Source organism: Streptomyces sp. NPDC050619 (genome assembly GCF_040654815.1).
Classification (GTDB): domain Bacteria; phylum Actinomycetota; class Actinomycetes; order Streptomycetales; family Streptomycetaceae; genus Streptomyces.
Window position 1 is genome coordinate 40,104 of record NZ_JBFAIR010000042.1, and the last position, 26,746, is coordinate 66,849.

At 69.4% G+C, this 26,746-nt stretch carries 25 protein-coding genes; 13 read left to right on the top strand and 12 right to left on the bottom strand.

Annotated elements, in window-relative coordinates; genetic code table 11:
- Positions 1–1,004, bottom strand: a 1,004-nt coding sequence (locus AB0I77_RS44325; RefSeq protein ID WP_363288566.1) for a hypothetical protein, incomplete at its 3' end; no start/stop codon positions are given.
- Positions 1,005–1,600: 596 nt separating this feature from the next.
- On the opposite strand from AB0I77_RS44325, the gene AB0I77_RS44330 reads away from it, so the two are divergent.
- Entirely contained in the window at positions 1,601–2,791 is a 1,191-nt protein-coding gene (locus AB0I77_RS44330; protein ID WP_363288567.1) for a pyridoxal phosphate-dependent aminotransferase, read from the top strand.
- Between the two features lie 59 nt (positions 2,792–2,850).
- Here AB0I77_RS44330 and AB0I77_RS44335 read toward each other — a convergent pair whose 3' ends face one another.
- A complete protein-coding gene (locus AB0I77_RS44335) occupies positions 2,851–3,204 on the bottom strand; it encodes a DUF1330 domain-containing protein (RefSeq protein ID WP_363288568.1) in 354 nt (117 codons plus the stop codon).
- A gap of 1,008 nt (positions 3,205–4,212) precedes the next feature.
- Between AB0I77_RS44335 and AB0I77_RS44340 the strand changes: the two genes are divergently transcribed.
- Positions 4,213–4,737 (top strand): GNAT family N-acetyltransferase, encoded by a 525-nt coding sequence (locus AB0I77_RS44340; protein ID WP_363288569.1) that lies wholly within the window; start codon positions 4,213–4,215, stop codon positions 4,735–4,737.
- Between the two features lie 38 nt (positions 4,738–4,775).
- Here AB0I77_RS44340 and AB0I77_RS44345 read toward each other — a convergent pair whose 3' ends face one another.
- Together AB0I77_RS44345 and AB0I77_RS44350 are read right to left on the bottom strand one after the other, a co-directional pair.
- Positions 4,776–5,024 carry a hypothetical protein gene (locus tag AB0I77_RS44345; RefSeq protein ID WP_363288570.1) on the bottom strand — a complete coding sequence of 83 codons (249 nt, stop codon included), beginning with the start codon at positions 5,022–5,024 and terminating at the stop codon, positions 4,776–4,778.
- Entirely contained in the window at positions 5,021–5,434 is a 414-nt protein-coding gene (locus tag AB0I77_RS44350) for a prevent-host-death family protein (protein WP_363288571.1), read from the bottom strand. The genes AB0I77_RS44345 and AB0I77_RS44350 overlap by 4 nt, the downstream gene beginning before the upstream one ends.
- Positions 5,435–5,977: 543 nt before the next feature.
- Here AB0I77_RS44350 and AB0I77_RS44355 point away from each other — a divergent pair.
- A complete protein-coding gene (locus tag AB0I77_RS44355) occupies positions 5,978–6,397 on the top strand; it encodes a hypothetical protein (RefSeq protein WP_363288572.1) in 420 nt (139 codons plus the stop codon).
- Here the strand turns inward: AB0I77_RS44355 and AB0I77_RS44360 are convergent.
- Entirely contained in the window at positions 6,394–6,933 is a 540-nt protein-coding gene (locus AB0I77_RS44360; RefSeq protein WP_363288573.1) for a YbjN domain-containing protein, read from the bottom strand. The genes AB0I77_RS44355 and AB0I77_RS44360 overlap by 4 nt on opposite strands.
- Before the next feature lie 137 nt (positions 6,934–7,070).
- On the opposite strand from AB0I77_RS44360, the gene AB0I77_RS44365 reads away from it, so the two are divergent.
- Positions 7,071–7,568: a hypothetical protein gene (locus tag AB0I77_RS44365; RefSeq protein WP_363288574.1), complete on the top strand. Its 498-nt coding sequence runs from the start codon at positions 7,071–7,073 to the stop codon at positions 7,566–7,568.
- Positions 7,569–7,645: 77 nt separating this feature from the next.
- On the opposite strand, the gene clpB is transcribed toward AB0I77_RS44365, so the two are convergent.
- Together clpB and AB0I77_RS44375 are read right to left on the bottom strand one after the other, a co-directional pair.
- A complete protein-coding gene (gene clpB, locus AB0I77_RS44370) occupies positions 7,646–10,243 on the bottom strand; it encodes an ATP-dependent chaperone ClpB (protein ID WP_363288575.1) in 2,598 nt (865 codons plus the stop codon).
- A gap of 413 nt (positions 10,244–10,656) precedes the next feature.
- Entirely contained in the window at positions 10,657–10,992 is a 336-nt protein-coding gene (locus tag AB0I77_RS44375) for a hypothetical protein (RefSeq protein WP_363288619.1), read from the bottom strand.
- A gap of 387 nt (positions 10,993–11,379) precedes the next feature.
- Between AB0I77_RS44375 and AB0I77_RS44380 the strand changes: the two genes are divergently transcribed.
- Both AB0I77_RS44380 and AB0I77_RS44385 read left to right on the top strand, forming a co-directional pair.
- On the top strand, positions 11,380–12,369 hold the full coding sequence (locus tag AB0I77_RS44380; RefSeq protein WP_363288576.1) for a helix-turn-helix transcriptional regulator: 990 nt from the start codon (positions 11,380–11,382) through the stop codon (positions 12,367–12,369).
- A 59-nt stretch (positions 12,370–12,428) separates the two neighbouring features.
- Positions 12,429–13,418, top strand: coding sequence for a helix-turn-helix transcriptional regulator (locus AB0I77_RS44385; protein WP_363288577.1), 990 nt, complete (start codon positions 12,429–12,431; stop codon positions 13,416–13,418).
- On the opposite strand, the gene AB0I77_RS44390 is transcribed toward AB0I77_RS44385, so the two are convergent.
- A complete protein-coding gene (locus AB0I77_RS44390) occupies positions 13,381–14,454 on the bottom strand; it encodes a helix-turn-helix transcriptional regulator (protein WP_363288578.1) in 1,074 nt (357 codons plus the stop codon). The two genes, AB0I77_RS44385 and AB0I77_RS44390, sit on opposite strands and share 38 nt — an antisense overlap.
- Before the next feature lie 1,077 nt (positions 14,455–15,531).
- Here AB0I77_RS44390 and AB0I77_RS44395 point away from each other — a divergent pair.
- The 3 genes from AB0I77_RS44395 to AB0I77_RS44405 are packed head-to-tail and all read left to right on the top strand — an operon-like array spanning position 15,532 to position 18,879.
- Entirely contained in the window at positions 15,532–17,076 is a 1,545-nt protein-coding gene (locus AB0I77_RS44395) for a circularly permuted type 2 ATP-grasp protein (protein WP_363288579.1), read from the top strand.
- On the top strand, positions 17,073–18,005 hold the full coding sequence (locus tag AB0I77_RS44400; RefSeq protein WP_363288580.1) for an alpha-E domain-containing protein: 933 nt from the start codon (positions 17,073–17,075) through the stop codon (positions 18,003–18,005). Before AB0I77_RS44395 ends, AB0I77_RS44400 begins: the two co-directional genes overlap by 4 nt.
- A 1-nt stretch (position 18,006) precedes the next feature.
- The gene (locus AB0I77_RS44405) at positions 18,007–18,879 is read left to right on the top strand and encodes a transglutaminase family protein (RefSeq protein WP_363288581.1); all 873 of its coding nucleotides are present in this window, start codon (positions 18,007–18,009) and stop codon (positions 18,877–18,879) included.
- 39 nt (positions 18,880–18,918) lie between these two features.
- On the opposite strand, the gene AB0I77_RS44410 is transcribed toward AB0I77_RS44405, so the two are convergent.
- A complete protein-coding gene (locus AB0I77_RS44410; protein ID WP_363288582.1) occupies positions 18,919–19,572 on the bottom strand; it encodes a Uma2 family endonuclease in 654 nt (217 codons plus the stop codon).
- A gap of 206 nt (positions 19,573–19,778) precedes the next feature.
- Here AB0I77_RS44410 and AB0I77_RS44415 point away from each other — a divergent pair, with 206 nt between their 5' ends.
- Positions 19,779–19,955: an SCO3870 family protein gene (locus AB0I77_RS44415; RefSeq protein ID WP_363288620.1), complete on the top strand. Its 177-nt coding sequence runs from the start codon at positions 19,779–19,781 to the stop codon at positions 19,953–19,955.
- Here AB0I77_RS44415 and AB0I77_RS44420 read toward each other — a convergent pair.
- Together AB0I77_RS44420 and AB0I77_RS44425 are read right to left on the bottom strand one after the other, a co-directional pair.
- Entirely contained in the window at positions 19,897–21,021 is a 1,125-nt protein-coding gene (locus tag AB0I77_RS44420; RefSeq protein ID WP_363288584.1) for an ATP-binding protein, read from the bottom strand. The two genes, AB0I77_RS44415 and AB0I77_RS44420, sit on opposite strands and share 59 nt — an antisense overlap.
- 6 nt (positions 21,022–21,027) lie before the next feature.
- The gene (locus AB0I77_RS44425) at positions 21,028–21,489 is read right to left on the bottom strand and encodes an ATP-binding protein (protein WP_363288585.1); all 462 of its coding nucleotides are present in this window, start codon (positions 21,487–21,489) and stop codon (positions 21,028–21,030) included.
- Between the two features lie 238 nt (positions 21,490–21,727).
- Here AB0I77_RS44425 and AB0I77_RS44430 point away from each other — a divergent pair, with 238 nt between their 5' ends.
- Both AB0I77_RS44430 and AB0I77_RS44435 read left to right on the top strand, forming a co-directional pair.
- The gene (locus tag AB0I77_RS44430; RefSeq protein WP_363288586.1) at positions 21,728–22,609 is read left to right on the top strand and encodes a helix-turn-helix transcriptional regulator; all 882 of its coding nucleotides are present in this window, start codon (positions 21,728–21,730) and stop codon (positions 22,607–22,609) included.
- A 9-nt stretch (positions 22,610–22,618) separates the two neighbouring features.
- On the top strand, positions 22,619–22,807 hold the full coding sequence (locus AB0I77_RS44435) for a DUF397 domain-containing protein (RefSeq protein ID WP_363288587.1): 189 nt from the start codon (positions 22,619–22,621) through the stop codon (positions 22,805–22,807).
- 4 nt (positions 22,808–22,811) lie between these two features.
- Here the strand turns inward: AB0I77_RS44435 and AB0I77_RS44440 are convergent, their stop codons facing one another.
- Positions 22,812–23,918: a substrate-binding domain-containing protein gene (locus AB0I77_RS44440; protein ID WP_363288621.1), complete on the bottom strand. Its 1,107-nt coding sequence runs from the start codon at positions 23,916–23,918 to the stop codon at positions 22,812–22,814.
- A 377-nt stretch (positions 23,919–24,295) separates the two neighbouring features.
- On the opposite strand from AB0I77_RS44440, the gene AB0I77_RS44445 reads away from it, so the two are divergent.
- Complete coding sequence (locus AB0I77_RS44445; protein WP_363288588.1) at positions 24,296–26,719, top strand: PA14 domain-containing protein; 2,424 nt, start codon at positions 24,296–24,298, stop codon at positions 26,717–26,719.
- The last annotated feature ends 27 nt before the right edge of the window (positions 26,720–26,746 follow it).

Here is a 26,746-nt window from a genome sequence, read left to right on the forward strand (position 1 = left end):
GGCGTACCGCTGGCCCCGCCGATGCTGCCATCGCCGAGCTGCCCGTCGCTGTTGTCGCCCCAGGCCCTGACCGTGCGATCGGAACGCAGGGCGAGGTTGTAGGAGAACCCTGCATCGATGTCCCGGACACCGGTGAGGTTGGCGACGGTGACGGGCGTACCGCTGGCCCCGCCGATGCTGCCATCGCCGAGCTGCCCGTCGCTGTTGTCGCCCCAGGCCCTGACCGTGCGATCGGAACGCAGGGCGAGGCTGTGGGAGAGCCCCGCATCGATGTCCCGGACACCGGTGAGGTTGGCGACGGTGGCGGGCGTACCGCTGTCCCCGCCGATGGTGCCGTCGCCGAGCTGCCCGAAGTCGTTGAGGCCCCAGGCCTTGACGGTGCCGTCGGACATTAGGGCGAGGCTGTGGTCGCAGCCGGCGGCGATCGCGGTCACGCCTCTGAGAGGGGCGCTGGGGTTGCTGGGGTCGATGACGGTGACAGGGGTGGGATTGCTCATGGAGCCGGTGCTGCCGTTGCCGAGCTGCCCGGAGTAGTTGGCGCCCCAGGCCTTGACGGTGCCGTTCGACAGCAGGGCAAGGCTGAACGAGCAGCCGGCCGCGACCGCGGTCACCCCGCTCAGCTCGCGTACCGTGCCGGGGGTGCGGCGGTCGGGGGTGGACAGGTCGGAGGTAGTGCCGTCGCCGAGCTGCCCGGAGTAGTTGGCGCCCCAGGCCTTGACGGTGCCGTTCGACAGCACGGCCAGGCCGTGGCCGTCGCCTGCTGCGACGCTGGTGACGTTGGCGGCGGTCAGTCCGGCCACGGTGACCGGGGTGTGCCGCTCGTCGGTGGTGCCGTCGCCGAGTTGCCCGTAGTAGTTGCCGCCCCAGGACTCGACGCGTTGTACCTGGGCAGCGGCCGGCGGCGCGGCGGGCAGCGCCCATGCAGCCAGCGCGGTCAGCAGGACGAGCAGTCCCGTCGGCAGGGCGGTTCTCGGTCTGCGCCGTCTGGTTTGGAGCAGTGGCATGTGTCACCTCGGGGTGTGGGGGTGCGCGGCCGTCTCGGCTCGCCCCTTACATGGAGTCATGATTGTGATTCATCAAGTGACAACAGGCGGGGGGCGACACCGGCACCGGGGGCCGGGTTGCGGCAGATGACTGACCGGCAACCGACCGCACGAGCTCCCGTGGCTGTTCGAGGACGACCGGGAAGGCCTACTTCGCTTGCATCAGAAGGACCACCCGCCAGTAGCGACCGGGACCGCAGGCGACGAGCGCGTTGGCGGTTACAGCAGGCAGCGTCACGCCGTTGCGGGTGTTGGGGCCGCTCGGCACGCATTCCCTGCCCTGCAGCGCCGCCCCGACAGCGGCCCGGCGGCACCCTCAGGAGCCGTCGGGCGGGGCGATTCCGGGGTCTGCCCAGACGGGCCGCCATCCGCTGACGTGCTGGTCACCTGACGGTGTTGGCCGCTGGCGCCAGCGGCCCCTGCCGCCAACGACAGCAGCGGATCGGGCCCCGCAAGCCGGACCCTCTGTGGGCCGTCCGCGGGCGGCCCACGTTGGGCACCCTCCCAGGTGCGAATCCGCGAGCGTCAGTTGAGGAACTCCAGAGCTTGGACGGAGGATGACGGGCATGACCTCCAGCGCACGCCCCCTCCTCAACCGCCGGCTCGCCGAGTTCGGGACGACGATCTTCGCCGAGATGTCCGCCCTCGCCCTGCGGACCGGGTCGATCAACCTGGGCCAGGGCTTCCCCGACACGGACGGGCCCGAAGAGATCAGAGAGGCGGCCGTACGGGCGCTGCGCGACGGCCGCGGCAACCAGTACCCGCCGGGCCCCGGCATCCCCGAGCTGCGCACCGCCATCGCCGCGCACCAGGAGCGGCGCTACGGCCTGTCGTACGACCCGGACAGCGAGGTCCTCGTCACCGCGGGCGCCACGGAGGCCATCGCCGCCGCACTCCTGGCCCTGCTGGAGCCCGGTGACGAGGTCGTCGCCTTCGAGCCGTACTACGACTCGTACGCGGCCTGCATCGCGATGGCGGGCGGGAGGCGCGTGCCGGTCACCCTGCGCCCGCACGAGGGTTCCTTCCGCCTCGACCTCGACGAACTGCGCGCCGCCGTCACCGACCGCACCCGTCTGCTGCTGATCAACACCCCGCACAACCCGACCGGCACGGTGCTCACGCGCGAGGAACTGACCGCGATCGCCGAACTGGCCGTCGAGCGCGATCTGCTCGTCGTCACGGACGAGGTGTACGAGCACCTGGTCTTCGACGAAGCCGAGCACCTGCCCCTCGCCACCTTCCCGGGCATGCGCGAGCGGACGGTGACCATCGGTTCGGCGGGAAAGTCCTTCTCCTTCACCGGATGGAAGGTGGGCTGGATCACCGCCGAGCCCGGCCTGGTCGGCGCCGTACGCTCGGCGAAGCAGTTCCTGACGTACGTCGCGTCGGGCCCTTTCCAGTACGCCGTCGCCGAGGCGCTCGCCCTGCCCGACACCTACTTCGCCGCCTTCCGCGAGGACATGCTGACCAAGCGGGACCTGCTGGCGAAGGGGCTGACGGAAGCGGGCTTCGCGGTGTTCCGCCCGGCCGGCACCTACTTCATCACCACTGACATCCGCCCCCTCGGCGAAACGGACGGCTTCGCCTTCTGCCGCGCCCTGCCGGAACGAGCGGGCGTCGTCGCCATCCCGAACGCCGTCTTCTACGACCACCGGGAGGAGGGCGCACCCTTCGTCCGGTTCGCGTTCTGCAAGCGACTGAGCGTTCTGGACGAGGCGGTGACCCGCCTCAAACGACTCACTCCCTGAGGCACGCAACCGGCGGCCTGCTGGGCCTGCTGGGCCTGCTGGGACCCGGGGGCCGGAACTCAATCGGCATCGCCAGACAGGGCCTCCCGCATGGCCTTCGCGGTGGCAGCCGGATCGTAGTCCTCGGGAACGCCTTCGACGAGAACGATGTCGCCCTCGATGTGCCGCGAGCGCAACGGCGCGATCTCCTGGTAGGCGGGCGAGTCCCACCAGCCCCGCGCCTCAGCACCCCCGGGAAAGCCGATCACCACGACATGCCCGGGCCAGTCGCCCTCCTTCACCTCATGCCGCGCGGCATGCACGAGAAAGCGACCACCGTACGGCTCGAAGGTGCCGGGAACGCGCTCGATGTACTCGGCGATCTCCGGGTGCGGGGCGGCCTCTTGCAGGTGAGCTATGACGTAGGCGGGCATGGCGTTGGCGTCCTTCCGGTCGGTCGGGCTCCGTACGCGGATGATCGTGGCAGCCGGCTGTGCCGGGGGCGATGACCTGGCAGGTAATCGGCTTGAGGCGGAGGGTTCAGTCGCCCCCCTGCGTACCGGGAGCAGACCGAACCGTAGGACGTAGGACGTCGCGGTCGCACACCCCGGACGCTCAGCGGCTGTCGGCAGCATTCGCCAGGTTTCGCCACCCTCCACAGGTCGCTCATCAGGCGGTTCTAAATGATCTACGTCAGCTGGAGTCCGCGCCACCCCTCAACGCCACAGCTCGCTACGGATTTTCGCCATGATCTGGATCATGACTCTGGTTCGGAAGCTTGATGCTCCCGGTGACTTGAGGTTTCCTCGTCATGGAGCCGAAAGGCTCCGCACTACGCATAGGGCCTGGCTCCGGGCGACATCCCGAAGCCAGGCTCACATGCGGGGTTATGGGCGAGTCCGGCCGAATAGGTAACGGCCGGGCTCGCTTGCCGCCCAACCAGCCGTCCGGACTACCTCTGGCGCATCACACAAAGCGCTCGACACACCCCGCGATGGCAGTGACCGTCGTAAGAATCAGGGCCGCCAGCTGAACCCAGTCCGGTAACTGGCTTCGCCTGCGGCACTGCCTTCGCCGCGTCGATCTCTCCATCTGGTCCGATCTCCCATCTCTCAACGTTCCCAACGGAGTTGGGTCCCACCCGATTCAGGTGGGCGTGCGGGGAGAGACGCATCGGACCCTCCGCAAGCTAACCGGCACTCCAGTAGCGCAAGCGGTGGTTCGGGGGTGGCGAATGCTGGCGAACGTTGGACTCGCCGCAGTGCGAGGGTTGGTGACGGCTCGTCATGGACGTGGGGTCTGGGGTCTTCGTACGAGAGCCACAGCGCGGTCCTCGAAGTCCCGCACACCAGCCTGAACCAGGAGGGCGCACCGCGCAGACCGGACGGGCCTGCTCTACGAGCTATCTGTCGAGTGAACACCGAACGGACAAGGAGCCCCGGATGGTGAGCACCGTCATCCGCCCCTTCGAGAACAAGGATCTGCCTGGTGCGGCGGCAGCACTCGCCGAAGTGCACGCCACCGACGGGTACCCGGTCGAAGGCGTGGCCGACCCGGAAAGCTGGCTTCGATCGGAGAACGTACTGGCCGCCTGGGTCGCGGAGACAGGGGGAGGAGCAAGGGTCGTCGGACACGTGGCGGTGATGCGGCCGGACGGGGAAGACGCCGTGTCCCTGTGGACCGAGCAGAACGGGGACGACGAGGGGCGCGTGGCGGTGCTGGCCCGGCTCTTCGTCGTCAGGGACGCCCGGAGGTTCGCCGTAGGAGAGCGATTGGTCCGGACGGCCATGGACTACGGACTGAGCCACGACCGCCGCCTCGTACTGGACGTCATGACCAAGGACACGGCCGCCATTCGTCTCTACGAGCGTCTCGGCTGGCTCAGGACCGGCGAAGCCACACACCGCTACGGCGAGGAGCAGAGCATCGAAGCCGTCTGTTACGTGGCTCTCGATCTCGGCACCTGAACCGAGGAGCCCGCGTAACCACTTTGAGCGACGGAACGCTACTCGGTGTCCTTCGGATGCCGTGGGGAGGCGAACATGGTGGCGTGCCTGCCGCGAAGCTGGTGCTGTCGGTTCCAGTTGGCACGGGACAGCGGGTCTGCGCGAAGGGCTTCCAGACAGCGATGCGCGTTCGGCAACGCCACCCGGCACAGCTCCTCCCAACCGGTCGCGGCCTCCGTCGTTCCGTGGATGACGTTCCAGCCGCTCAGCGGGGGCACGCTGACCCGATCCCCCTTCTTCGGACTCACTCGTGCACCTCGACCGGGCCGAGATCGACGTCACCCAGCGGACGGAGTGCTTCCCTGAGCTGGTCAGGGTCGGCGTTGATGCGGGCGGTCGCTCGCCACGAGACGATCGCTCGGTGTACGGCCTCCCTGGTACCCAGCTCAGCGGCATCGGACAGGGCGTCCAGGAGCTCGACAGTGAATTCCCTGACCTCCTCGCCGTCCAGGTGACGCACCCATGGGAACACCTCGGGCAGCGCGAGCAGGAGTGACTTGACGCCGTCGTCCTGCTTCATCAGGGCGAGGAACAGCCGAGACGCAGTGGTCAGGTTCTCCTCGGTGCGCTCCGCGTGTATGGCCGTGGTCAGCACCATGTCGGGCGCGTCCCTGTGCGTGACGCGCAGACTCCCCAAAGCGGCAGCCTTGGCTGCCACGGCTTTCGGGTTCCGGGACAGATCGGTGAACGTGACTGCGTCCGATTCGAATGCCAAGTGTGCGATACCCACACCTCAGACCATACTCTGACTGCACTCTGATATCCATCCACGGATCCGCGCCCTGCTAGCTTCGCCCGTGTTCGCGGACGCCCTGCCTGGCGTTCCTCCCGCTCTATCCGGCGCTGGTGCGGGCCGTGACCGCGGCGAGTCCGCTGGGCGGGGGCGCGGCCGGGCCGGCGCCGGCGCGCTGGTTCTGCTCTGGGGCCTGCTGCCGCACTCGGTGGCGCTGTCGATGGCGTACACCGAGCCGGTGCTCACCGCCTTCGCCGCCTGGGCGCTGTGTGCCGTGCTCGACGGGCGGTGGCTGTGGGCGGGCACGGTGGCCGCGCCGGCGGGCTCGCCCGGCCGAACGGGGTCGCGGTCGCGGCGGCGGTGCCGGCTGCGGCGTCGTACGGGATCTGCAAGCGGATCCGGAAGCCGATCCGGAAGCGGGTCCAGGAGCGGCGCGGGAAAGTTATCCACAGGCTGTGGATAAGGGTCGTGCTTGCGTCGCTCGGCTGGTTCGCGTACGTGCTGTGGGTGAGCCGCCGCATGGGCGATCTGCTCGGCGGCTACTTCCGGGTGCGGCGCCTGTGGGGCTCGCGCTTCGACTTCGGGCGCGGCACGCTGCGCACCGTACGGCGTCTGCTGCCGCACGGTACGCGCTGCTGCCGGCCGACCGCGCCCCGTTGCCGTTGCCGTTGCCGTTGCTGGACCTGGTCTACCGCCCTGAGCCGGTCCGGCTTCTTCGCGTCGAAGCCCCGGTTCCTGCTGCCCGCCTTCCCGCTGGTGCGGACAGCGAAAGCCCGGCCCTGGCACGCGGCCGGTGGTGGCCTGCGCCCTGGCCGGGCTGTCGTTCGCCTACGGCGCGTATCTGATCGTGATCGCGGACGCGCCGCTTCAGCCGCCGGAGGGACCTAGTCCTCGTCCTCGGGCTTCTCCTCCGGCTTCTCCGCGTCATTGACCTCCTGCTCCAGGCCCAGCTGCTCGACGAGCCACTTGTCGAACTCGATGGCGGCCCGCACCCAGCTGACCGTGGAGGAGACGAAGTGCTCCAGGCTCACGCCGGTGCCGATCAGCATCTGCGCCTCGCCGATGAGGCGGACGGTGCCGTCGTCGTGGGTGTGGCTGTAGACCTTGGGCCACAGGGTGCGCCGGTTCCAGTCGTCGATGGACTCCAGCAACAGGGGCTTTTCGTCGATCTTGTGGGGGCGGTCGTAGAACGTGCGCACCGAGAAGACCTGCTGGTCTCCCTCACCACGGAACATGAAGTACGTACGGAACTGCTCCCACGGCGCCGCGAGGTCTCCCTCGTCGTCGACGACGTACTTGAGCTCCATCTGGTCGAGGAGCTGCTTCACGAGGTCCTGATCCGGGACAACGGGGCCCGCCGGTCCTTGCGGCTGCGGCTCGGGCTGGCCCCCGAAGTTCGGAATCGAGGACGGGTCGATGGTCACCGTGATTTTCCCTTCGTACGGATCTCGCCATCCTCCCCCATGCGGGGAGGGGGGTGGCAAGCCCGGGCCCGGTCTGTCGGCCCTCGGCTGACATGATCTGGCCGGTCGGGGCGGACTGGTGTGCGGAGGCGGGGCTCATGGCGGGAGTGAAGAGCGGGGCGGCGCGGCCACGGGGCCGTACGAGGTGGGGCCTGTTCGCGGCGGTCGTCGCGCTGCCGGTACTGGCCCTGACCGGCCTCGTCATCCTGGTGGTGGCCTGGTCGCGGATGGACTATCCGCTCGGCGGGGAACCCGAGACGGTCCCCTGTTCCGAGGCGCTGGACTTCGGCGGGGCAAGGCTTCCGGCGGGCGCCCAGATCGTCGGGGCTTGCGAGGAGCAGGGCTGGCAGGACATCGCCTACTCCGCGACGTTCCGGATGCCGCGTGCGGACGTCCGCGACTGGCTGACGCACACCTATCCGGACGCCCCGGCGCCCGAGACGGAGTTCTGCGCCGACGAGGACGCGGATCTGTGTCTCGACCTGGGTTACGCCGACCACCTGCCGGACACCGTGGACGCCGACGCCGTGCAAGTGAACGTGGTATACGAGGACGCCGACACCGCGCTGGTGCGGTTCTCGGCCTTCACCGTGTGACACGTATGACACGTATGACACGTATGACACGGGCGGTCAGCGAGAGCCGCGACCGCCCGTGCCACCGATCATCCAGGTCAGAGTGTCTTTCCCGTCGCGGGCCCCACGATCAGTCCCTCCCCGAACCTGTCCACCCGCACCGTGTCCCCGTCCTTGATCTCGCCGGCCAGGATCTCCTTGGCGAGGCGGTCGCCGATGGCGGTCTGGACCAGGCGGCGCAGGGGGCGGGCGCCGTAGGCCGGGTCCATGCCCTCGTCGGCGAGCCAGGCCAGGGCGTCGTCGCTGACCTCCAGGGTGAGGCGGCGCTCCGCCAGGCGCTGGGCCAGGCGGTCGACCTGGAGGCGGGCGATACGGCTCAGCTCGTCCTTCGTCAGGGCCGAGAAGACGACCAGGTCGTCGAGCCGGTTCAGGAACTCCGGCTTGAAAGAGACCCGGACCGTCTCCAGGACCTGCTCCTTCTTCTCCGCCTCGCTGGTGATCGGGTCCACCAGGAACTGGCTGCCCAGGTTGGACGTCAGCACCAGGATGGTGTTGCGGAAGTCGACCGTGCGGCCCTGACCGTCCGTCAGGCGACCGTCGTCCAGCACCTGGAGGAGGATGTCGAAGACCTCGGGGTGCGCCTTCTCCACCTCGTCGAGGAGCACCACGCTGTACGGGCGTCGCCGTACCGCCTCCGTCAGCTGGCCGCCCTCCTCGTAGCCGATGTAGCCGGGCGGGGCGCCGACCAGGCGGGCCACGGTGTGCTTCTCGCCGTACTCCGACATGTCGATGCGGATCATCGCCCGCTCGTCGTCGAAGAGGAAGTCGGCGAGGGCCTTGGCCAGTTCGGTCTTGCCCACGCCCGTCGGGCCGAGGAAGAGGAAGGAGCCGGTCGGGCGGTCCGGGTCGGCGATGCCGGCGCGCGTGCGGCGTACGGCGTCGGACACGGACTGGACGGCCTCCCGCTGCCCGATGAGACGGCGGCCCAACTCCTCCTCCATGCGCAGCAGCTTCTGCGTCTCGCCCTCCAGGAGGCGGCCGGCCGGGATGCCGGTCCAGGCGGCGACGACGTCCGCGATGTCGTCGGCGCCGACCTCGTCCTTGACCATGGTGTCCTTGGCGGCCTCCTCCTCGGCCTGCGAGGCGGCCTCCAAGTCCCGCTCCAGCGTGGGGATCTCGCCGTACAGCAGCTTGGACGCGGTGTCGAAGTCGCCGTCGCGCTGGGCGCGTTCGGCCTGTCCGCGCAGTTCGTCGAGCTTCTCCTTGAGCGCGCCGACGCGGTTGAGGGACTGCTTCTCCTTCTCCCACCGGCCGGTCAGGCCCCGCAGCTCCTCCTCCTTGTCGGCGAGGTCGCGGCGCAGCTTCTCCAGGCGTTCGCGCGAGGCCGGGTCGGTCTCCTTGCCGATCGCCAGCTCCTCCATCTTCAACCGGTCCACGACGCGCTGGAGTTCGTCGATCTCGACGGGGGACGAGTCGATCTCCATACGGAGGCGGGAGGCCGACTCGTCGACCAGGTCGATGGCCTTGTCGGGGAGGAAGCGGGAGGTGATGTACCGGTCGGAGAGCGTGGCGGCCGCCACCAGCGCGCTGTCCGCGATCTGCACCTTGTGGTGGGCCTCGTAGCGGCCCTTGAGTCCGCGCAGGATCGCGATGGTGTCCTCGACGCTCGGCTCGGCGACCAGCACCTGCTGGAAGCGGCGCTCCAGGGCGGCGTCCTTCTCGATCCGCTCCCGGTATTCGTCCAGCGTGGTCGCACCCACCATGCGCAGCTCACCGCGGGCCAGCATGGGCTTGAGCATGTTGCCGGCGTCCATGGCGGAGTCGCCGCCGGCGCCCGCGCCGACGACCGTGTGCAGCTCGTCGATGAAGGTGATGATCTGGCCGTCGGAGTCCTTGATCTCGGCCAGGACCGTCTTCAGACGCTCCTCGAACTCACCGCGGTACTTCGCGCCGGCCACCATCGCGCCGAGGTCGAGCGCGACCAGCCGCTTGTCCTTGAGGGACTCCGGCACGTCGCCCTTCACGATCCGCTGGGCCAGCCCCTCGACGACGGCGGTCTTGCCGACGCCGGGCTCGCCGATGAGGACGGGGTTGTTCTTCGTACGGCGGGACAGCACCTGGACGACCCGCCGGATCTCCTGGTCCCGGCCGATGACCGGGTCGAGCTTGCCCTCGCGTGCGGCGGCCGTGAAGTCGGTGCCGAACTTCTCCAGGGCCTTGTACTGGCCCTCCGGGTCCGCAGTGGTCACCCGACGCCCTCCCCTCGCCTTCTGGAAGGCCTCCTGCAGCTTCTTCGCGGTGGCCCCCTGCCCGGAGAGTACGTCGCCGGCCGCGCCGCCCTTCGCGGCGATGCCGATCAGCAGGTGCTCGGTGGAGAGGTACTCGTCGCCGAGGTCCTTGGCACGCTCGGTGGCGTCCGCGATCACGGCGAGCAGCTCGCGACCCGGCTGCGGGGGCGCGACGGTGGACCCGGTCACGCTCGGCAGGCCGGCGAGGACCTTCTCGGCGCCGGCGCGTACGGCCGCCTGGTCGGCGTCGACCGCGGCGAGCAGGTCGGTGATGTTCTCGTTCTCCTGCCCCGCCAGCAGAGAAAGGAGCAGGTGGGCGGGGGTGAGGTCGGGGTGCCCCTCGGTCAGGGCCCGATTGCCGGCCGCGTTGATGGCGTCCCGGCTCCGGTTGGTCAGCTCGGCGTCCACGTTCGCTGTCTCCTCCTTGCGTCAGCCGTCCCGTCATGCTGACTCAATCAGCGTACACAAACTTGAGTCTATTCCACTCAAGGTAGTTCCGCTCAAGGTAGCGGCGCCATGAACGACTGAGCCCCGGGCCACCACTGTGTACCCATCGCGGTACCACGCGGGCGGGCCCACAAAAACCAGCCGACAACCGGCCGACATGGCGGGGCGAAGGAGGGACGGGGAGGGGAGGCGACGAAAAGCGCATGACCGGTCGGTAAAGAAGCACCCACGACCGGCTGTCTTCAGCCAATGCCCGATTCGCCCGATACCCGGAAATATCCCGCAAAACTGCAGCGGCGTCACCGTGTTCAGGTCACGGTGACGCCGCTGCGGGGGGAAGCGCCTGAGCGATCTGTTACGACGGGGGAATCGCGTCAGGCACTGCGGGGGGTGGCTGAGATGGTCCGTAGGGGCGGGACGTCCGGCTCCACGAGCCGGTGGTCCCGCTGGTCGAGATTCACAAAGATCATTCCGTACCGGATGGCACACCGCACGGGCTGCGGCGCCCCCCGGGGCCGGCGCAGGCACCGGTACGCCCGTACGTCCTCTTCCTCGTCCCGCGTCACGACGACCGGCTCACCGAAGACAGTCACCATCAACGAGTCACCGGCGTGGGGGATCGCGGTGACCAGGTCGATGAAGTGCCAGCCGGAGCGGTAGGCGGTCGCCATTTCGCGGCGGAAGGAGCGGTCGTCGGGTGGGGTGGTCATGACGGGGCGGCCCAACTGCTGTCGGCCGGAACGGCCCAACTGCTGTCGTCCTGACCCCATGAGCTGTCGTTCGGGTCGTCAGACGCCGCGATCACCCAACTACTGTCGCCCGGAGGGGCGGCAGTCACAGCTTCCGTGCGCCAACTGCTGTCCGCGGGGACATCACTTCCCGTTCCCGTGAAACTGATCAGCGCCCCGAAGGCCACAGCGGTGGAGAAGGCGGCGGCAAGCGCCGAGCGAAGCATTCTCTTATGCATAGTCGGCTTCGTCCTCATTTGAAGGTCACCTCTCCCCCGTCGACTACGACGATGGCCCATTCGGGCACGTCATGGCCACACAATCGATGCATCATGTTCCTGCACGTTCAGGACCCTGGGGGGTGGAGATTTGACAACACATGAGACAAAGCAGACACATCCTCATTCGCTGACCGAGCTGTGCGAGGAGGGTCGCCGTCTGTATGGGAACGCTCTGCGCACGGGACGCATCGCCCGTGCGGACGTGGAGCCCGCTCCGTGTTTGATGGAGTTCGCCCTGCTTCATCCCGACCCTGACGACGCGAACTGGCTGCGCCCGGTGCCCCCGTCGATCGCCCTCGCCCAGCGGCTGAACCCGATCGAACACGAGATCACCCAGCGAAGGCGGCAGTCGATCGAGCTGGCCGATGCTTTCGAGCCGTTCATGACGCTCAGCGCCCAGGCCACGTCGACCACGCACTCGATCACCGTGCTGGAGGGCATAGACCGGATCAACGCGGCACTCGATCTGGCCACGACCCAGTGCCGGACCGAGATGCTCACCGTCCAGCCGAGCCGCCGCCGCCTGGAGCACACCCTCTCCAAGGCGCTGGAGCGCGACAGACCGTTGATCGAACGGGGCTGCCGCATCCGGACCCTCTACCAGCACCCGGCCCGCTACAGCCCCGAGACGCTGGCCTACGTGGCCCAGTTCGCCACCGGCAAGGTGGAGTACCGCACCATCGACGAACTCGTCGAGCGCCTGATCATCTGCGACGAGACCGTCGCCTTCATCCCGACCCGGGACGACGGACAGGTCGCCCTCGAACTCCGTCACCCGGGGCTCGTCCGCTACCTGATCAAGGTCTTCGAGTTCATGTGGGGCCGCGCGGTGCCGCTGAGCGCCGGCGCCCCCTACGAAACCGCCCCCGACGGCATCACGGACATCCAGCACTCCATCGCCAAGCTCCTGGTCGAGGGCCATGTCGACGAGGCGATCGCCCGGCGCCTGGGCATGAACGTCCGCACGTGCCGGGCCCATATCGCCAAGCTCGCCACCGCTCTGGGCAGCGGGAGCCGCGCCCAGCTCGGCTTCCTCATAGCCCAGTCGGGGATCCTGGATCAGGATCAGCAGCTCTGATCCAGGAGGGTCCGGGAGCGTCCCGGAGGATCCAGGAAGATCCAGGAGGAGGGAGTGCGGTGACCCCGGCAACGCATCCGGAGCACAGTGCCGAAGAGCTGTGCTCCGCGGGAGCGGCCCTGTACGAACGCGCGCTGCGCGAAGGTCATGTACGCGCCGAGGATGCCGACGGAGCACCCTGTCTGATCGACTTCAGACTTCTGCACCCCTCGGTCGAGAACCTGGACCGGCTGGAGCCCGTCGCACCCGCCATCGCCCTGTACCGGCTGCTGCGGACCTCGGAGGACCGCATCGCCCACGAACGGCGGCGCGAGGCCCGGCTGGCCGACCTGTTCGAGCCCCTCATGCGGATCGACGGCCGGCGGACGGGAACCGACGGTGTCCCGACCGTCAGCGTCCTCAGCGGGCTGGACCGCATCATCGGAGCCATCGCGCAGGCCATGGCCGCCGGCAGCTCCGGTGAACTGCTCACCATCCAGCCGCACACCAGTCACACCCGTACGCCCCCTGCCCGGCACGCACAGGCCCTGGCCCGCGACCAGGACTTCCTCGACCGCGGCGGCCGTATCCGCACCCTCTACCAGCACACCCTGCGCCACGCACCGACCGTCCTGGCCCGCTACGAACAGCTCGTCGGCGATGTCGAGGCGCGCACGCTGGACGAGATCACCGAGCGCCTGATCATCGTCGACCGTACGGTGGCCTTCATTCCCGCGAACGCGGACCGCACCCTCGCCCTGGAACTGCGCCACCCCGCCATCGTCGGCTTCCTCGCCACCACCTTCGACCGCCTGTGGCGCCTGGCCACCCCCATGTACCCGCGCTCCACCGAGCCGCCCGTCCTCAAGGGCATCACCTCCCGCCAACGGGCCATAGCCACCCTTCTCGTCGAAGGCCACACCGACGCCGTCATCGCCGATCGCCTCGGGATGAACATCCGCACCGCCCGGGTCCACATCGCCAAACTCGCCGCGACGCTCGGCAGCGAGAGCCGGGCGCAGCTCGGCTACCTCATCGGACGGTCCGGGATCCTTGATCAGGAAGAGTGAGCGCCCCGGCACCCGGTCCCGCTCCCGGTGCGGCCCCCGGTCCCACGTCGGCGGGACGGGACGTACCGTCCAGGCCCACCTGGGCGATGCGGACGCCCAGTTGCGTACGGCTGGCCGCGCCCAAAGTCTCCGACAACCGCGCGATATGCGCCCGGCAGGTACGGACGCTTATGCCGAGGCGTTCCGCGATCACCGCGTCCTGGTGGCCCTCCGCGAGGAGCGCCGCGATGGACCGCTCCCGGTGCGAGATGCCCTCGATGCCGGTGTCGGGGAGGGGGGCGGTGAGCGGGATCGCCAGGCGCCAGAGCCGTTCGAAGACGGTGCCCAGGTACTCGACGAGGGCCGGGTGGCGCAGTTCCAGGGCGAGGGTGCGGTCCGCGTTCGCGGGGATGAAGGCCACCGTACGGTCGAAGAGGATGAGGCGGTCGATCACCTCGTCCAGCGTGCGCGCCTGCACCGTGCCGCCCATCAGCTCCAGGTAGTTGAGCAAGCCCTGGCCGTGCCGGGCGACATGCGTGTACAGGTCGCGCATACGGACCCCGCGGCCGCGCAGGGCGAGCGCCCGGTGCAGGCCCTCCGCCAGCTCGTGCTCGGGGCGGATGCCGCCGGGCTGGACGGTGAGGACCTCGGTCGTGCAGGCCTCCGTCGCCTCGTCCATCGCGGCCTGGATGCGGGACAGGCCGTCCAGGACCCGGATCGCGGTACCCTCCGGCGCGCCCGCCCGCACCCGGGGGCCGAGACCGGCGTACCACTCGACGGCCGCCACCGCCGAGCCCACGCGTCGCTGGCTCGCGCTGACGTCGTCGTACACCCCGCGCAGCAGCCGCGTCATGACCTCCTGCGGCGCCGTCGGCACCAGCCAGTCCATGTCGTCGGGGTCCGGGTGCAGCAGGGCGAGTTCAAGGAGGCAGGGCACGCATTCCGCGTCCCCGCGCGGCACACGGCCGCGCCGTACGGCCCGGGAATACACGCGATCCCCGGCCTCGCACAGTCGGTCAGCACCGTGAGGATGCTCCTCCGTCCCGTGCCCGGCCATCGCCCATCCCACCCCCGGTTCCAGCCTCCCGCGTCGCCCTGCCCCTGTCCGCCCGCCGGGCGCCAACGTCCCTTCGGCTTCGCAACTATGCGCGGCCCGGACCGGCTCCGCAACACGGCTCCCCACGACCAGCCCGCCGGAAAGCACCAGTTCGCCCCCCTATTTCCGGGCCTCCGTCCGTCCGGTTGCAACAAGTTGACGGTGGTGCGGGGTAGGTCGGCCGGTGCGGGGTGGACGTTGGTTCGGGTGGGGTGCGGGTGTTGACGGTGGTGCCCGGTACGGCGGCCGGTGCGCGGCGGGGGTCGGTTCCGGCCGGGGGTGGGTCCCGGCGAGGCCGGGCGCGGGTGTTGACGGGTGGTGCGCGGCACGGCAGCCGGTGCGCGCCGGCCGTCGGTTCCGGCCGGGGGCGGGTCCCGGCGAGGCCAGGGGCAGGTCTCGGCGAGGCCGGGCGCGGGTGTTGACGGGTGGTGCGCGGTACGGCGGCCGGTGCGCGGCGGGGGTCGGTTCCGGCCGGGGGCGGGTCCCGGCGAGGCCGGGCGCGGGCGTTGACGGTGGTGCCCGGTACAGCGGCCGGTGCGCGCCGGCGGTCGATTCCGGCCGGGTGCAGGTCCCGGCGAGGCCAGGGGCGGGCGTTGACGGTGGTGCGCGGCACGGCAGCCAAAGTGCGCCGGCGGTCGATTCCGGCCAGGGGCGGGTCTCGGCCAGGCCAGGCGCGGGCGTTGACGGTGGTGCCCGGTGGACGCCGGTCCCAGCACAGCCGGGCGCCCATCTCGGCAAGGCCGGTTGCCGGTCCCAGCACGGCCGGACACCCGTCCCAACGCGACCCGCCGCCGGTCCCAACACGGCCGGACGCCCGTCCCAACGCGACCCGCCACCGGTCCCAGCACGGCCGGACACCGCTCCCAACACGGCCGAACACCGCTCCCAACACGGCCGGACGCCGGTCCAAACGCGGCCGGACGCCAGCCCCAGCGACCCCCCTCAACCCGCCCCACCCCGGAGCACCCCATTCCGCGCGTGAGCTGCCGGAAATCACCGAGAGATCGCCGCGTTACGTCCCGCCTCTAACGTCCCCTTATGGCGGACATATTTGACGCATACGCGTTGGCCGACGCGTGGGACGAGATGTTCGAGCGGCCGGGTGAGGTCAGGACCGCCTATGAGCCGGTGCTGGCGGCGCTACAGCCGATCGAACCAAGCGAACTGCGCTTTCGGGCGGACCAGATGGCCCGGGCGTTCACCGACCGGGGCGTGACCTACGCCTTCGCGGGCGAGGAACGGCCCTGGCCGCTGGACCTCGTGCCCCGGATCCTCGACGCTCTCGAATGGGATCTCATACAACGCGGGGTGAGCCAGAGAGTCAGAGCCCTGGAGGCCTACCTCGCCGACGCCTACGGGCCGGCCCGTGCCTTCGAGGACGGCGTCGTGCCCTGGCGGCTGCTCCTCAACTCCTCCCACTTCCACCGCGCGGCCCACGGGGTGGAACCCCCGGGCGGCGTACGCATCCATGTCGCCGGCATCGATCTCGTACGGGACGAGGCCGGGGACTTCCGGGTCCTCGAGGACAATGTGCGGGTGCCCAGCGGGGTCTCGTACGTCATCGAGAACCGCCGGGCGATGACCCGGATCTTCCCCTCCCTCTTCGCCGAGCAGCACGTCGTGCCGGTCGACGGGTACGCGCAACGGCTGCTCGCCGCCCTGCGGGCCGCCGCACCCGACGGCACCGACGACCCGCGGGTGGTCGTCCTGACCCCCGGCCCCAGCAACGCCGCCTACTTCGAGCATGCCCTGCTCGCCCGGCTGATGGGCGTACAGCTGGTCGTGGGGCACGACCTGGTGTGCCGCGGCAACCGGGTGTGGATGCGTACGACCCGCGGCGAGGTGCCCGTCCATGTCGTATACCGGCGCCTTGACGACGACTTCCTCGATCCGCTCCACTTCCGCCCGGACTCGCTGATCGGCTGCCCCGGCATCATGGGCGCCGCCATGGCGGGCAACGTCACCCTCGCCAACGCCGTGGGCAACGGCATCGCGGACGACAAGCTGCTCTACACGTACGTCCCCGACCTGATCCGCTACTACCTCTCCGAAGAACCGATTCTCCCCAACGTCGAGTCCTTCCGGCCGGACGAACCCGGCCAGCTGGAAGCCGTCCTCGACCAGATCGACCAGCTCGTCGTCAAGCCGGTCGACGGGGCCGGCGGACAGGGCATCGTCATCGGCCCGAAGTCCGACGCCGAGACCCTCGAAGCCACCCGCCGCGCCGTCATCGCCGACCCCCGCGGCTTCATCGCCCAGCGGCCCGTCGCCCTGTCCACCTCACCCACCCTCGCGGGTGACCGCATGGCGCCGCGCCACATTGACCTGCGCCCGTTCGCGGTCAACGACGGCACCGACGTCTGGGTGCTGCCCGGCGGCCTCACCCGGGTCGCCCTCCAGGAGGGCAACCTGATCGTCAATTCCAGCCAGGGCGGCGGCTCCAAGGACACCTGGGTGCTGGCCGAGGGGCCCGCGGAGCAGCCCGTTCCGGTGAGCGCCGGCGCCCTGCCGGACGTAGCCCCCCGCCAGCTCGGACCCGACGGCACCCCCACCGTCGTACAGGAAGGGGAGCAGCAGCAGTGAACGACGTGATCCTCTCCCGGATAGCCGAGGCCCTGACCTGGACCGGCCGGTATGTAGAGCGGGCGGACGCCACCGGCCGCATCCTCGACGCCTATCTGCACCGCCTGCTGGAGGACCCCTGGCGCGACGAGGACACGGCCTGCCGGTCGCTGTACGCGATCCTCGGCGTGGACGCGGGCGACGAGCCCGTCGACATGCAGCAGGTCCTGGACCAGCTCGCCTTCGACGCCCGTTCGACCTGCTCCATCGAGGGCGCCCTGGGCGCGGCCCGGCTCAACGCGAGAAGCGCCCGCGAGGCGGTCTCCTCCGAGATGTGGGAGTGCCTCAACTCCACCTGGCACGCCCTCGCCGACCAACGCCTCGCGGCCCGCCGTACGGGCCCGTACGCCTACCTGGAACTCGTACGGCGCCGTGCGGCCCTCTTCTACGGCCTCGCCGACTCCACCATGAGCCGGGACGACAGCTGGCGCTTCGTCGTCCTGGGCCGCAGTCTCGAACGGGTGGACATGACCGTACGACTGCTGTCCGTGCGCGTACTGGACGCGGCGCACGCGCCCGACTGGCCGACGCTGCTCAGCGCGAGCGGCGCCGACGAGGCGTACGCGCGCGTGTACGGCGGCTTCGGCGACACCCCGCGGGTGGCCGAATTCCTGCTCCTGGACCGGGAGTTCCCGCGCTCCGCGCTGCACGCGCTGACGACGGCGGAGGAGTGCCTGGCCGCCCTGGGCCGCCCCCGCCAGGACCCGGCACGCCGCCCGATCGGCCGGATGCGTACGCGCCTGGAGTACCTGGACTCCCAGACCCTGGAAGACCAACTGCCCACGCTTCTGCGGGACTTGCGAGAGTCCTGCATGGCGTCCGCTGACGCGGTGGCGGAGCGGTTCTTCCCCTACCAGGGGCCCGTCGAGTGGGCTACAGAAGGAGCCTGAGATGACCACGATGCCCATGCTGACCACCATCGGAATGCGCCGCCTGCGCATCCGGCACGTCACCCGGGTCTCCTACGCCCAGGCCGCGGTCTCCTCGCACAACGAGGTCCGCATGACCCCGCTGACCCTGCCCCTCCAGACCACACTGGACGCCCGGATCACCATCAGCCCGGCCGCCGGCACCTGGTCGTACTGGGACTACTGGGGCACCCAGGTCACCGGCTTCGACCTGATGGACCCGCACGCCGACCTCACCATCACGGCGTCGAGCCTGGTCGAGACCCAGGCGCCGGGCCCCCTCCCGCCGGCGCCTGACTGGCCGGAGATAGCCGAACAGGCCGCACGCACCCGCCTGTTGGAGTTCGCGGCCCCGACACCCCGTACGACCCTCACCGCCGAGTTGGTGCAGCAGGCGAGGGAGGCAGCGGCGGGCCTCGACCCGCACGAGACGGCCGCCACAGTGTCCTCCCTGGTCGCCGACCGGGTCTCCTACCTCCCCGGCTCCACCGGCGTCACCACCTCCGCCGCCGAGGCCTGGGAACAGGGCGCGGGCGTCTGCCAGGACATCGCCCACGTCACCATCGCCCTGCTGCGCGGCCTGGGCCTCCCGACCCGGTACGTCTCGGGCTACCTGCACCCCGAGCGCGAGGCAGAGCTGCACCGCCCCGTCGCGGGCCAGAGCCACGCCTGGGTCGAGTACTGGGCGGGCGACTGGTGCGGCTACGACCCCACGAACCGGATGCGCGCCGACGAGTCGCACGTGGTGGTGGGCCGCGGGCGGGACTACGACGACGTGACCCCGCACAAGGGGGTGTACCGGGGGGTGGCGGGGGGACTGCCGGAGGTGACGGTGGAGTTCACGCGAGTGGCGTGAGGGGCTCGCCTGTCAGCCCTCTCATCCCTGTCAGCCCTGTCAGCCCCGCTTGGGGCCCGTGATCGCCTCGCCGATCACGAAGCCCTTGGCGGGGCCTTCGGGGACGGTGACCTCGGTGCCGTAGGGGACGCGGTGGATGTCTTCCCAGTCGGCCTTGTCGGGGCGGGGGCCGGTGAAGAGGGTGACGGCGCCCTGGTCGTCGTAGTCGTCGATGAGGACGTAGACGGGGATGCCGGCGCGGGCGTATTCGCGGCGCTTGCGGATGCGGTCGCGGTCTTGGTTGCGCTTGCCGGGGGAGACGACTTCGACGACCATCTCGACCTCAGAGGCCTTGATACCGAGGCCGTTCTCCGCCTCGGCCCCGTCCCGAGGAGCTACCAACCCGTCCGGAATCCAAGCCTTGAGCGCGTGGATCACATTCGTGTCGTTCCAGGCACCGTACTCACTGTCGTGCAGAAAGATCCCCAGGGCGTCCCTCAGACGGTTGACAACCTGGGCGTGCGAAAAGCGTCCGGTGGGCGACACCTCGATGACTCCCTCAATGATCTCAGCGCGGTAGCCCTCGGGGAGTTCCACGGCCTTCCATACCTGCCACAGGACCTCGTCCAGCTCGGGGCCGTTCTCGGCCAGGGAGACGGACTCGGTCCTGATCTCGGTCATGGTCTCGGGCCTTTCGTGCGCAACAGCAGTCATGGGCGTCACCTCCTCAAGTGTGGGCTGGGCGTGCACGCGGCACAAGCAACACGATCACCGTAGGTACGACTGTTCGGCTGACCAGGGGAAATACTCCCTGTTCACCCGTTCGAGCGAAGGCGGACCGCAACGTATGTAGGCTCGGTCGTGATCAATCGTCTCGTGGCTTGGAGGAAGCACCAATGACGAAGGCCCCGTTCGTGGCCATGGCCGCCGCTACCGCGGCGCTTGGGACTGCGCTTGGTTCCCTGGCGCTTGAGCTGCGCGCAGGCGGCTACGAGCAGTACGTCGAATCCGTATCCACCTTCAGCGTCCTGATGTACGTCACCTCAGCTCTGGTTGTGGTGACCTGGGTCCGAGACGGTCGGCCGCACTCGAACTGAGTGCGGCCGAGAGGGTCGTCTCTCCGTAGGTGTCCTTCTCCACGAACCAGATCTGGTCCCGCTTGAGGATGTCCTCGCCGCCGCTGCGGCCGAGCAGGCTCGCGTCATGGGTGGTGAGCAGGAGCTGCGCGCCGTGCGGGTTGGTCGTCGGATCCTGGAAGAGCCCGATGAGGTGAGCGGTGAGCCGTGGGTGCAGGCTGGAGTCGATCTCGTCGAAGACCAGAAGACCTCCGTCCTCCAGCGCGGTGAGCACGGGGCCCGCATAGGCCAGCAGGGCTTTCGTGCCCGCCGACTGATCGTCGTAGGGCAGCCGGACGGTGCCGCGGCGGGCCTGCTGTTCGACCCAGACGCGGGGGATCCCGATGTCCCGGGCTCGGACCGGCCCCCTTTCATCCTCCTCCCGCTCGACTCCGACGCTCACGATGCCGAGGTCTGCCGCGCGAAGAAGGCCGACGATCGACGGCAGCCGCCGGTGACGGAAGTCCCCCGACTCGAAGGCAAGCGCCTTGGAGAACCACCGGTACACCGGCCACACCGCCTGCTGCTCGGAACGCGCGGCAACGGACAGAAAGAGCACGTTCGGGGCGGTGATCTTGCGGACGAGATCGAGCTCCTTGCGAGGCGGGGTGTCTCCGAAGGAGAAGCCCTCTCCACCGCGCTGGAAGACCACCCGTCTACGGCCGTGCGGATAGCTGTAGAGCCACTCGTCGAGTACACGCTCGTCCTCGACGCTGAAGCCGTAGGTGTACCGGACACCCTCCAGCATCAGGTCCACGACGAACCATGACGGCTCGTGCCCGGATTCCTCGTCCAGCGCGAACGGATACCGCTCGATCCTCTCGCCGGGCTCCGCTTCACGATGTGAGGAGCGGACCATGCGGCCCATGTAGCGCAACGCGTCCACCACATTCGACTTGCCCGCGGCGTTCGCTCCGAAGACCGCCGCCACCGGGACCGCTGCCCGCTCCGTGCCTTCCGGCCGGTCCGTCTCGTATACCGGCGCGAGCAGCAACCGCTGCTCCTCCTTGATGGACCGGTGATTCGCGACGCGAAAACTGAGGAGCACTGATCATCACCTTCCCGACCGGACGAGTGGCGCGCCCGCGGCCGCGCCGCCCAGCTCGAACCACACCCCCTTGGCGAAGCGCCCCGCCCTCTCGTCGGCGACACCCCACGTATCCGCCATCTCCGCGACGAGCGCGAGCCCTCTCCCCCAGCAGGCGACCGCTCCGGCAGCGGGGCGCGTGACGACAGGTGGATCGGGGCTCTCATCGAAGACGCTCACATGGAAGCGGGCCGGGGTGAGGCGGATGCGGAGCATGGCGGTGCCCTTGGTGTGCAGGTGGACGTTGGTGACGAGTTCCGAGGTGCACAGGGCGGCGGGCATGACGAGGGGTTCGCGGTCGTGGGTGAAGAGGACGGCCCGCACGAAGTCACGGCAGACGCGGGGGGCGGTGGCGTCGGCGGGGGCGAAGAGGCTGTATTCGTGGGTGAGTTGGGTGGGGCGGTGAGCGGGGGTGCGGGCAGGGTTCATGGGGGGCTCCTGTGGAGGTGGGGGTGGGGGTGGGGGTCTCCTTGCCCGGCGATGGCGGTGCCCGGGTGCGGGTGCTCTGTCGGCTTACGGGCAGGGGAGGTTGACATGGCTTCAGTGCGTGACTGCTTCCCTACTCACCGTAGAGGAGAAGGGATATACATCTCAACCCGTTCGCTGAACCTGATGGACCAACCACCCCGCGCAGTGCAGACTTTGAGGAAGCCGCCAAGGAGTAACCGTGGGACTACGCACCACCATCAGCGAACGCCAGCGCCGCCTGGGCTTCGAACTCAAACAGCTGCGCGAACGAGCGGGGTTGAACGCAGCTGAAGCCGCTCAGCGCATCGGCATGAGCCGGGCCCAGCTCAGCCACATCGAGCTGGGCCGTACGTCGATCCTGACCGAGCGGCTGCTGGAGCTGTGCCACACATACGGTTGCACAGACAAGCCCTACATTGACGCACTGGTGTCCATGTCCGAGGCGACCGGCAAGGGATGGTGGAGCGCATACAAGAAGCACCTGGGGTCAGGCGGTCTCAACCTCGCCGAACTGGAGACCCAGGCCGTGTCCCTACGGATGCACGAGTCGCTGTTCATCCCCGGGATCTTTCAGACCGCGGACTACGCAAGGGCCATCTTCAACAGCCCCAAGCTGGGCTTCGACAACATCGACGAAGCCGTGAAGTTCCGCACGGAACGGCAGCGCATCCTGACCGGCAAGAACCCGCCCTCCGTCCATGCCGTGATCCACGAAGCGGCGCTGCACATGAGATTCGGCAGCGTTCAGGTCGTACGCGAGCAGTTGGTGCGGCTCATCGAGTTGGCCCGCCTTCCCCACGTGACCATCCAGATCTATCCGTTCAGCGCGCAGGCGTACGCGGCCCTCAGCGGGAACTTCGTCCACGTCATCCCTGGCACACCGCAGCTCGGCACCGTGGTCCTCGACCGCGCGACAGGCACCGACTATCTGCGCGAGCCGGCACAACTGGAGCAGTACAGCACGTTGTTCGACCGCCTCGCCGAGAACGCCCTCGACCCCGTCGACGTATCGTTGGCCCCCGAAGCACACTCGGTGAAGGACTCGCTGTCCTTCATCCAGCACTTGCTCTACGCGCTCTAGGAGGCCCGGATGCCCGAACTGCACTGGCAGAAGTCCTCGTTCAGCGGAGCCCCCGACCAGAACTGCCTCAACGTCGCCACCGCCCCCGACAAAACCATCCGCCTCCGCGAGAGCGACACCCCAGACATCATCCTGACCACCGCCCCCGCCCAACTCGCCGCCCTCCTCCAGCACATCACGGACAACCGCGACGCATAGGGACCTACCTCAGCTTCGCGTCCTCGCAGTCGCTCTCGTACTCGCTCGTGCAGATATCGGACAGCTTGTAGATGCCATCCTGGATGACGGTGGACTTGATGTTGTCCTTCGTCAGGGCGACCACCGGGACCAGCTGCGCCGGGATGTCCTTGTCGGTGGGGCTGTCGACCCGGTCCGAGGCGAGGGCCTCGAACTGGATGTTCTTGCCCTGGACCCTCGCCACGGCCATCTCGGCGGCGGCCTCGGCCTCCTGCGGATAGGGCTTGTACACGCTCATGTACTGCTCACCGCTGACGATCCGCTGCACGGCGGCCAGTTCCGCGTCCTGACCGGTGATCGGGGGCAGCTCGGTCACGCCCGCGGCCTCCAGGGCCTTGATGATCCCGGCCGCCATGGCGTCGTTGGCGGAGTAGACGGCGGCGATATTGTCCTTGCCGATCTCGTTGATCGCCTCGGTCATGTCGGACTCGGCGATCAACGGGCTCCAGCCGTCGACGTCGTACTCCTTGGCGATCGTCACCTTGCCGTTCAGCTCGGAGCGCGCGCCCGCCTTGAACTGGCCGGCGTTCGGGTCGGTGGGCGAGCCGTTCACCATGACGATCTTGGTGGAGGTGTCGGTCTCCCCGCCCAGCGCCTCCATGATGGAGCGGCCCTGGACCTCCCCGACGAGCTCGTTGTCGAAGGAGACGTAGGCGTCGATCGGGCCCTGGGCCAGCCGGTCGTAGGCGATGACCGGGATGCCGGCGTCCTTCGCCTTCCGCACGGTGTCCGCGATGGACTTCGAGTCGACGGCGTCCAGCAGGATCACGTCGACCTGGTCGGAGATCATCTTCTCCATCTGGGCGGTCTGCTTCTTCGCGTCCGCCCCGCCGTTGGCGTATACGGTCCTGCCCTTGTCGCCCGTGAGGGAGGCGACCTTCTTCTGGATGATCGGGTAGTCGAACTCCCGGTACCGCGTGTTCGTCTCCTCCGGCATCAGCACGCCCACGGTGATGTCGTCGCCCTTGGTCGGGCTCGCCTCGCTGCTGTCCCCGGTCACCCCGAGCGTGCCGCAGGCAGCGAGCGAAAGGGTCATCGTGGACGCGGCCACGGATATGGCGATACGGCGCATGCGGGTGCTCACTTCTGATGCCTTCCGGTACTGGGCGCAGCAGTGCGACCCAGGTGACCGAAAAAGCCAACGCGTGCGCGACCCCGGCCGTCAAGTCGAACTGGCTAACGAGATGAAAACGGCTTGTTGTGTGCGGCTTGTGACGGGAGCGCGGCGATGTCGAAAATTCTGGCAGCTTTCGAGCACGTACCGGTCACCAATGTGTGGGGGCACGTGAGGGTCCGTGTGGGTGGTCGGGAGATGCGGTCGGTGCCGAGGAGCGAAATCAAGCCAAGAAGGTCGGGAGTTCCGTACAACCAAACTCCCCCCTCGCCGGTCGTGATCATCAACGGCTTTGCCTGTCGTTGACGATCAGGACCGAAGGACCGAAGGACCGAATGAACCCAGCCAGACGCACGACCGTCGTGGCCTCGGCCGCCGTCGTGCTCGCCACCGCGGGCGGGCTGCTCACCGCCGTCGCCCCCGCCTCCGCCGCGACGACCTGCGCCTCCCCCGTCTTCAAGCGGCAGTTCTTCGCGAACACCACCTTCTCCGGTACCCCGAAGAAGACGGACTGCGACAGCGCGATCGACCAGAACTGGGGCACCGGCGCCCCGGCTGCCGGACTGCCGGCCAACAACTTCGGCGTCCGCTGGAGCGTGGCGCGGGACTTCGGCTCCGGAGGACCCTTCTCCTTCGCGGCCTCCGCGCAGGACGGCATCCGGGTCTACCTCGACGGCGTCCGCAAGGTCGACCTTTGGAGGAACGTCTCGTCGACCGTGACGAAGACCGTCAATGTCACCATCCCCTCCGGCCTGCACACCCTGCGCGTGGACTTCGTCAACTGGGCCGGGACGGCCAACGTCAAGTTCGGTTACACGCCGCGCACCTCGGCCACCGTCGACAAGGTCAAGCCCCTCACCCCGACGGGGACCTCGGTCTCGTACGACAAGACCACCGGCAAGGCCACGCTCGCCTGGGCCAGGAACAAGGAGATGGACCTCGCCGGCTACCGCGTCTTCCGCCGCCTGAAGGGCACGTCGTACGGCGGCTCACCGCTCGCCACGACCACCTCCGCCTCGTACACCGACGCGACCGTGCCGAAGACGGGCGCGGTCTACTACTACGAGGTCCGCGCCTACGACAAGGCCGGCAATGTGTCGGCGGGCAGCGCCGACCAGCCCGTCACGACCGTCGACAAGACCCCGCCCGCCGCGCCGTTCGTCGAGATGGACGCGTGCCCGGACCTGTCGCCCTACGCGGCCCCGCAGCTCGTCACCACCGCGGCGAACAAGGCCGACATCGCCTGGTACGAGATGCAGCGGCTCGCCCCCGCCACCGGCACCTGGAGCACCGTCTACACCGGAGCCAAGGGCGCGATCTGCGACACCGGGTACGCCCTCGACGGCAGCAAGGTCACCTACCGCGGGCGGGCCCGTGACGCCGCCGGGAACTGGTCCGTGTACTCGGCGGCCACCACCTTCACCACCGCCGACCTGACTCCCCCGGCGCCCGTCTCCGAGGTCCGCGTCGAGTACCGCTCCGGCGTTCCCCACCTGCTGTGGTCCCCCGTCACCGGGGCCGCCTCGTACCAGGTCCTCCAGTACGACCCGGCGACCGGCGGCTATCTCGACGCCCTGCCCGGGGGCGGTACCACGACGCAGACCGACGCCGTGCCGCGCCAGCGGCTCGCGATCGCCGACACCTACCGGTACGCGGTGCGCTCGGTGGACGCGAAGGGCAACGCCGCCGTCCCGGCCGAGCTCACCCTGACGATGGCCGACCGGCCCGAGGCCATCCCCGCGTACGAGACCACCGCGAGCGTGTTCGACGAGGGGGTGATGATCGAGTGGGCCTCCGTCGACCCGTGGACCTTCGACGGCGGCAAGTACCTCACGTACAAGATCGTCCGCACCGACCCGGCGACCGGCGAGAGCACCACCGTGGACCTGTGCAAGCCGAACCGGCTGTTCGACGACACGCTGGAGCCCCCTTCGGTGTCCTGGTGGTGGGCCGATGACGACGTCCCCGCGTACGCCGGCGACAAGCTGATCCGCGGCACCTGCTGGGACGTCTCCGGCACGTCCGAGACGACGTACGACTACCGGATCGTGACCGTCGACACGTACGGGCACGCCTCGCAGCCCGGACCGGCCGCCACGGCGACCACGCCGGACACGCGGCGCCCGGACCCGATCGAGAACCTGGCCGCCGAGCAGATCCCGCTCGGCGTCCGGCTGACCTGGACGCCGCCCGCGGACGACGACGTCACCGGCTACGCCGTATGGCAGAGCGGCACCGACCCGGAGACCGGCGAGACGGTCTGGAAGCGGAACTGCTGGGACGGAGACTCACTGACCGCGACCGAGATCCTCTGCCCGACCGTCCCCGACGGCACCACCCACGTCTACCGGGTGGCCGCCCTGGACGACTCCGGCCTGTACGACCCGGCCGACGGCCCGGAGGCCTACCACCCCGCCGACATCTCCGTCAGCCTGCCGGACACCCGCCCGCCGGGCTGGACGGGGACCGAGATCCGTGAGGACCAGTACCCCGATCTGTACGTCGGCTGCTCCGAGAACTCCGGCCTCGGGGACTGCGCCCAGCTGGCCCGCTACCGCGTGGAACGCTGGGACCCGGCCTCGGCCGCCTACGTCACCCTCACCGAGGGCGAGACGGGCGACGCCACGTTCTACGTGGACACCACGGTGCACGAGGACCGGCTGGGCCTGTACTACTACCGCGTCGTCCGCCTGGACGCCTCGGGCGCGGAAGTCGTGACCCGGTCGACGGCGTACGGCATCTGGGACTCCTGGCTCTGAGCCGCACAGGCTCATAGGGAAGGGGCC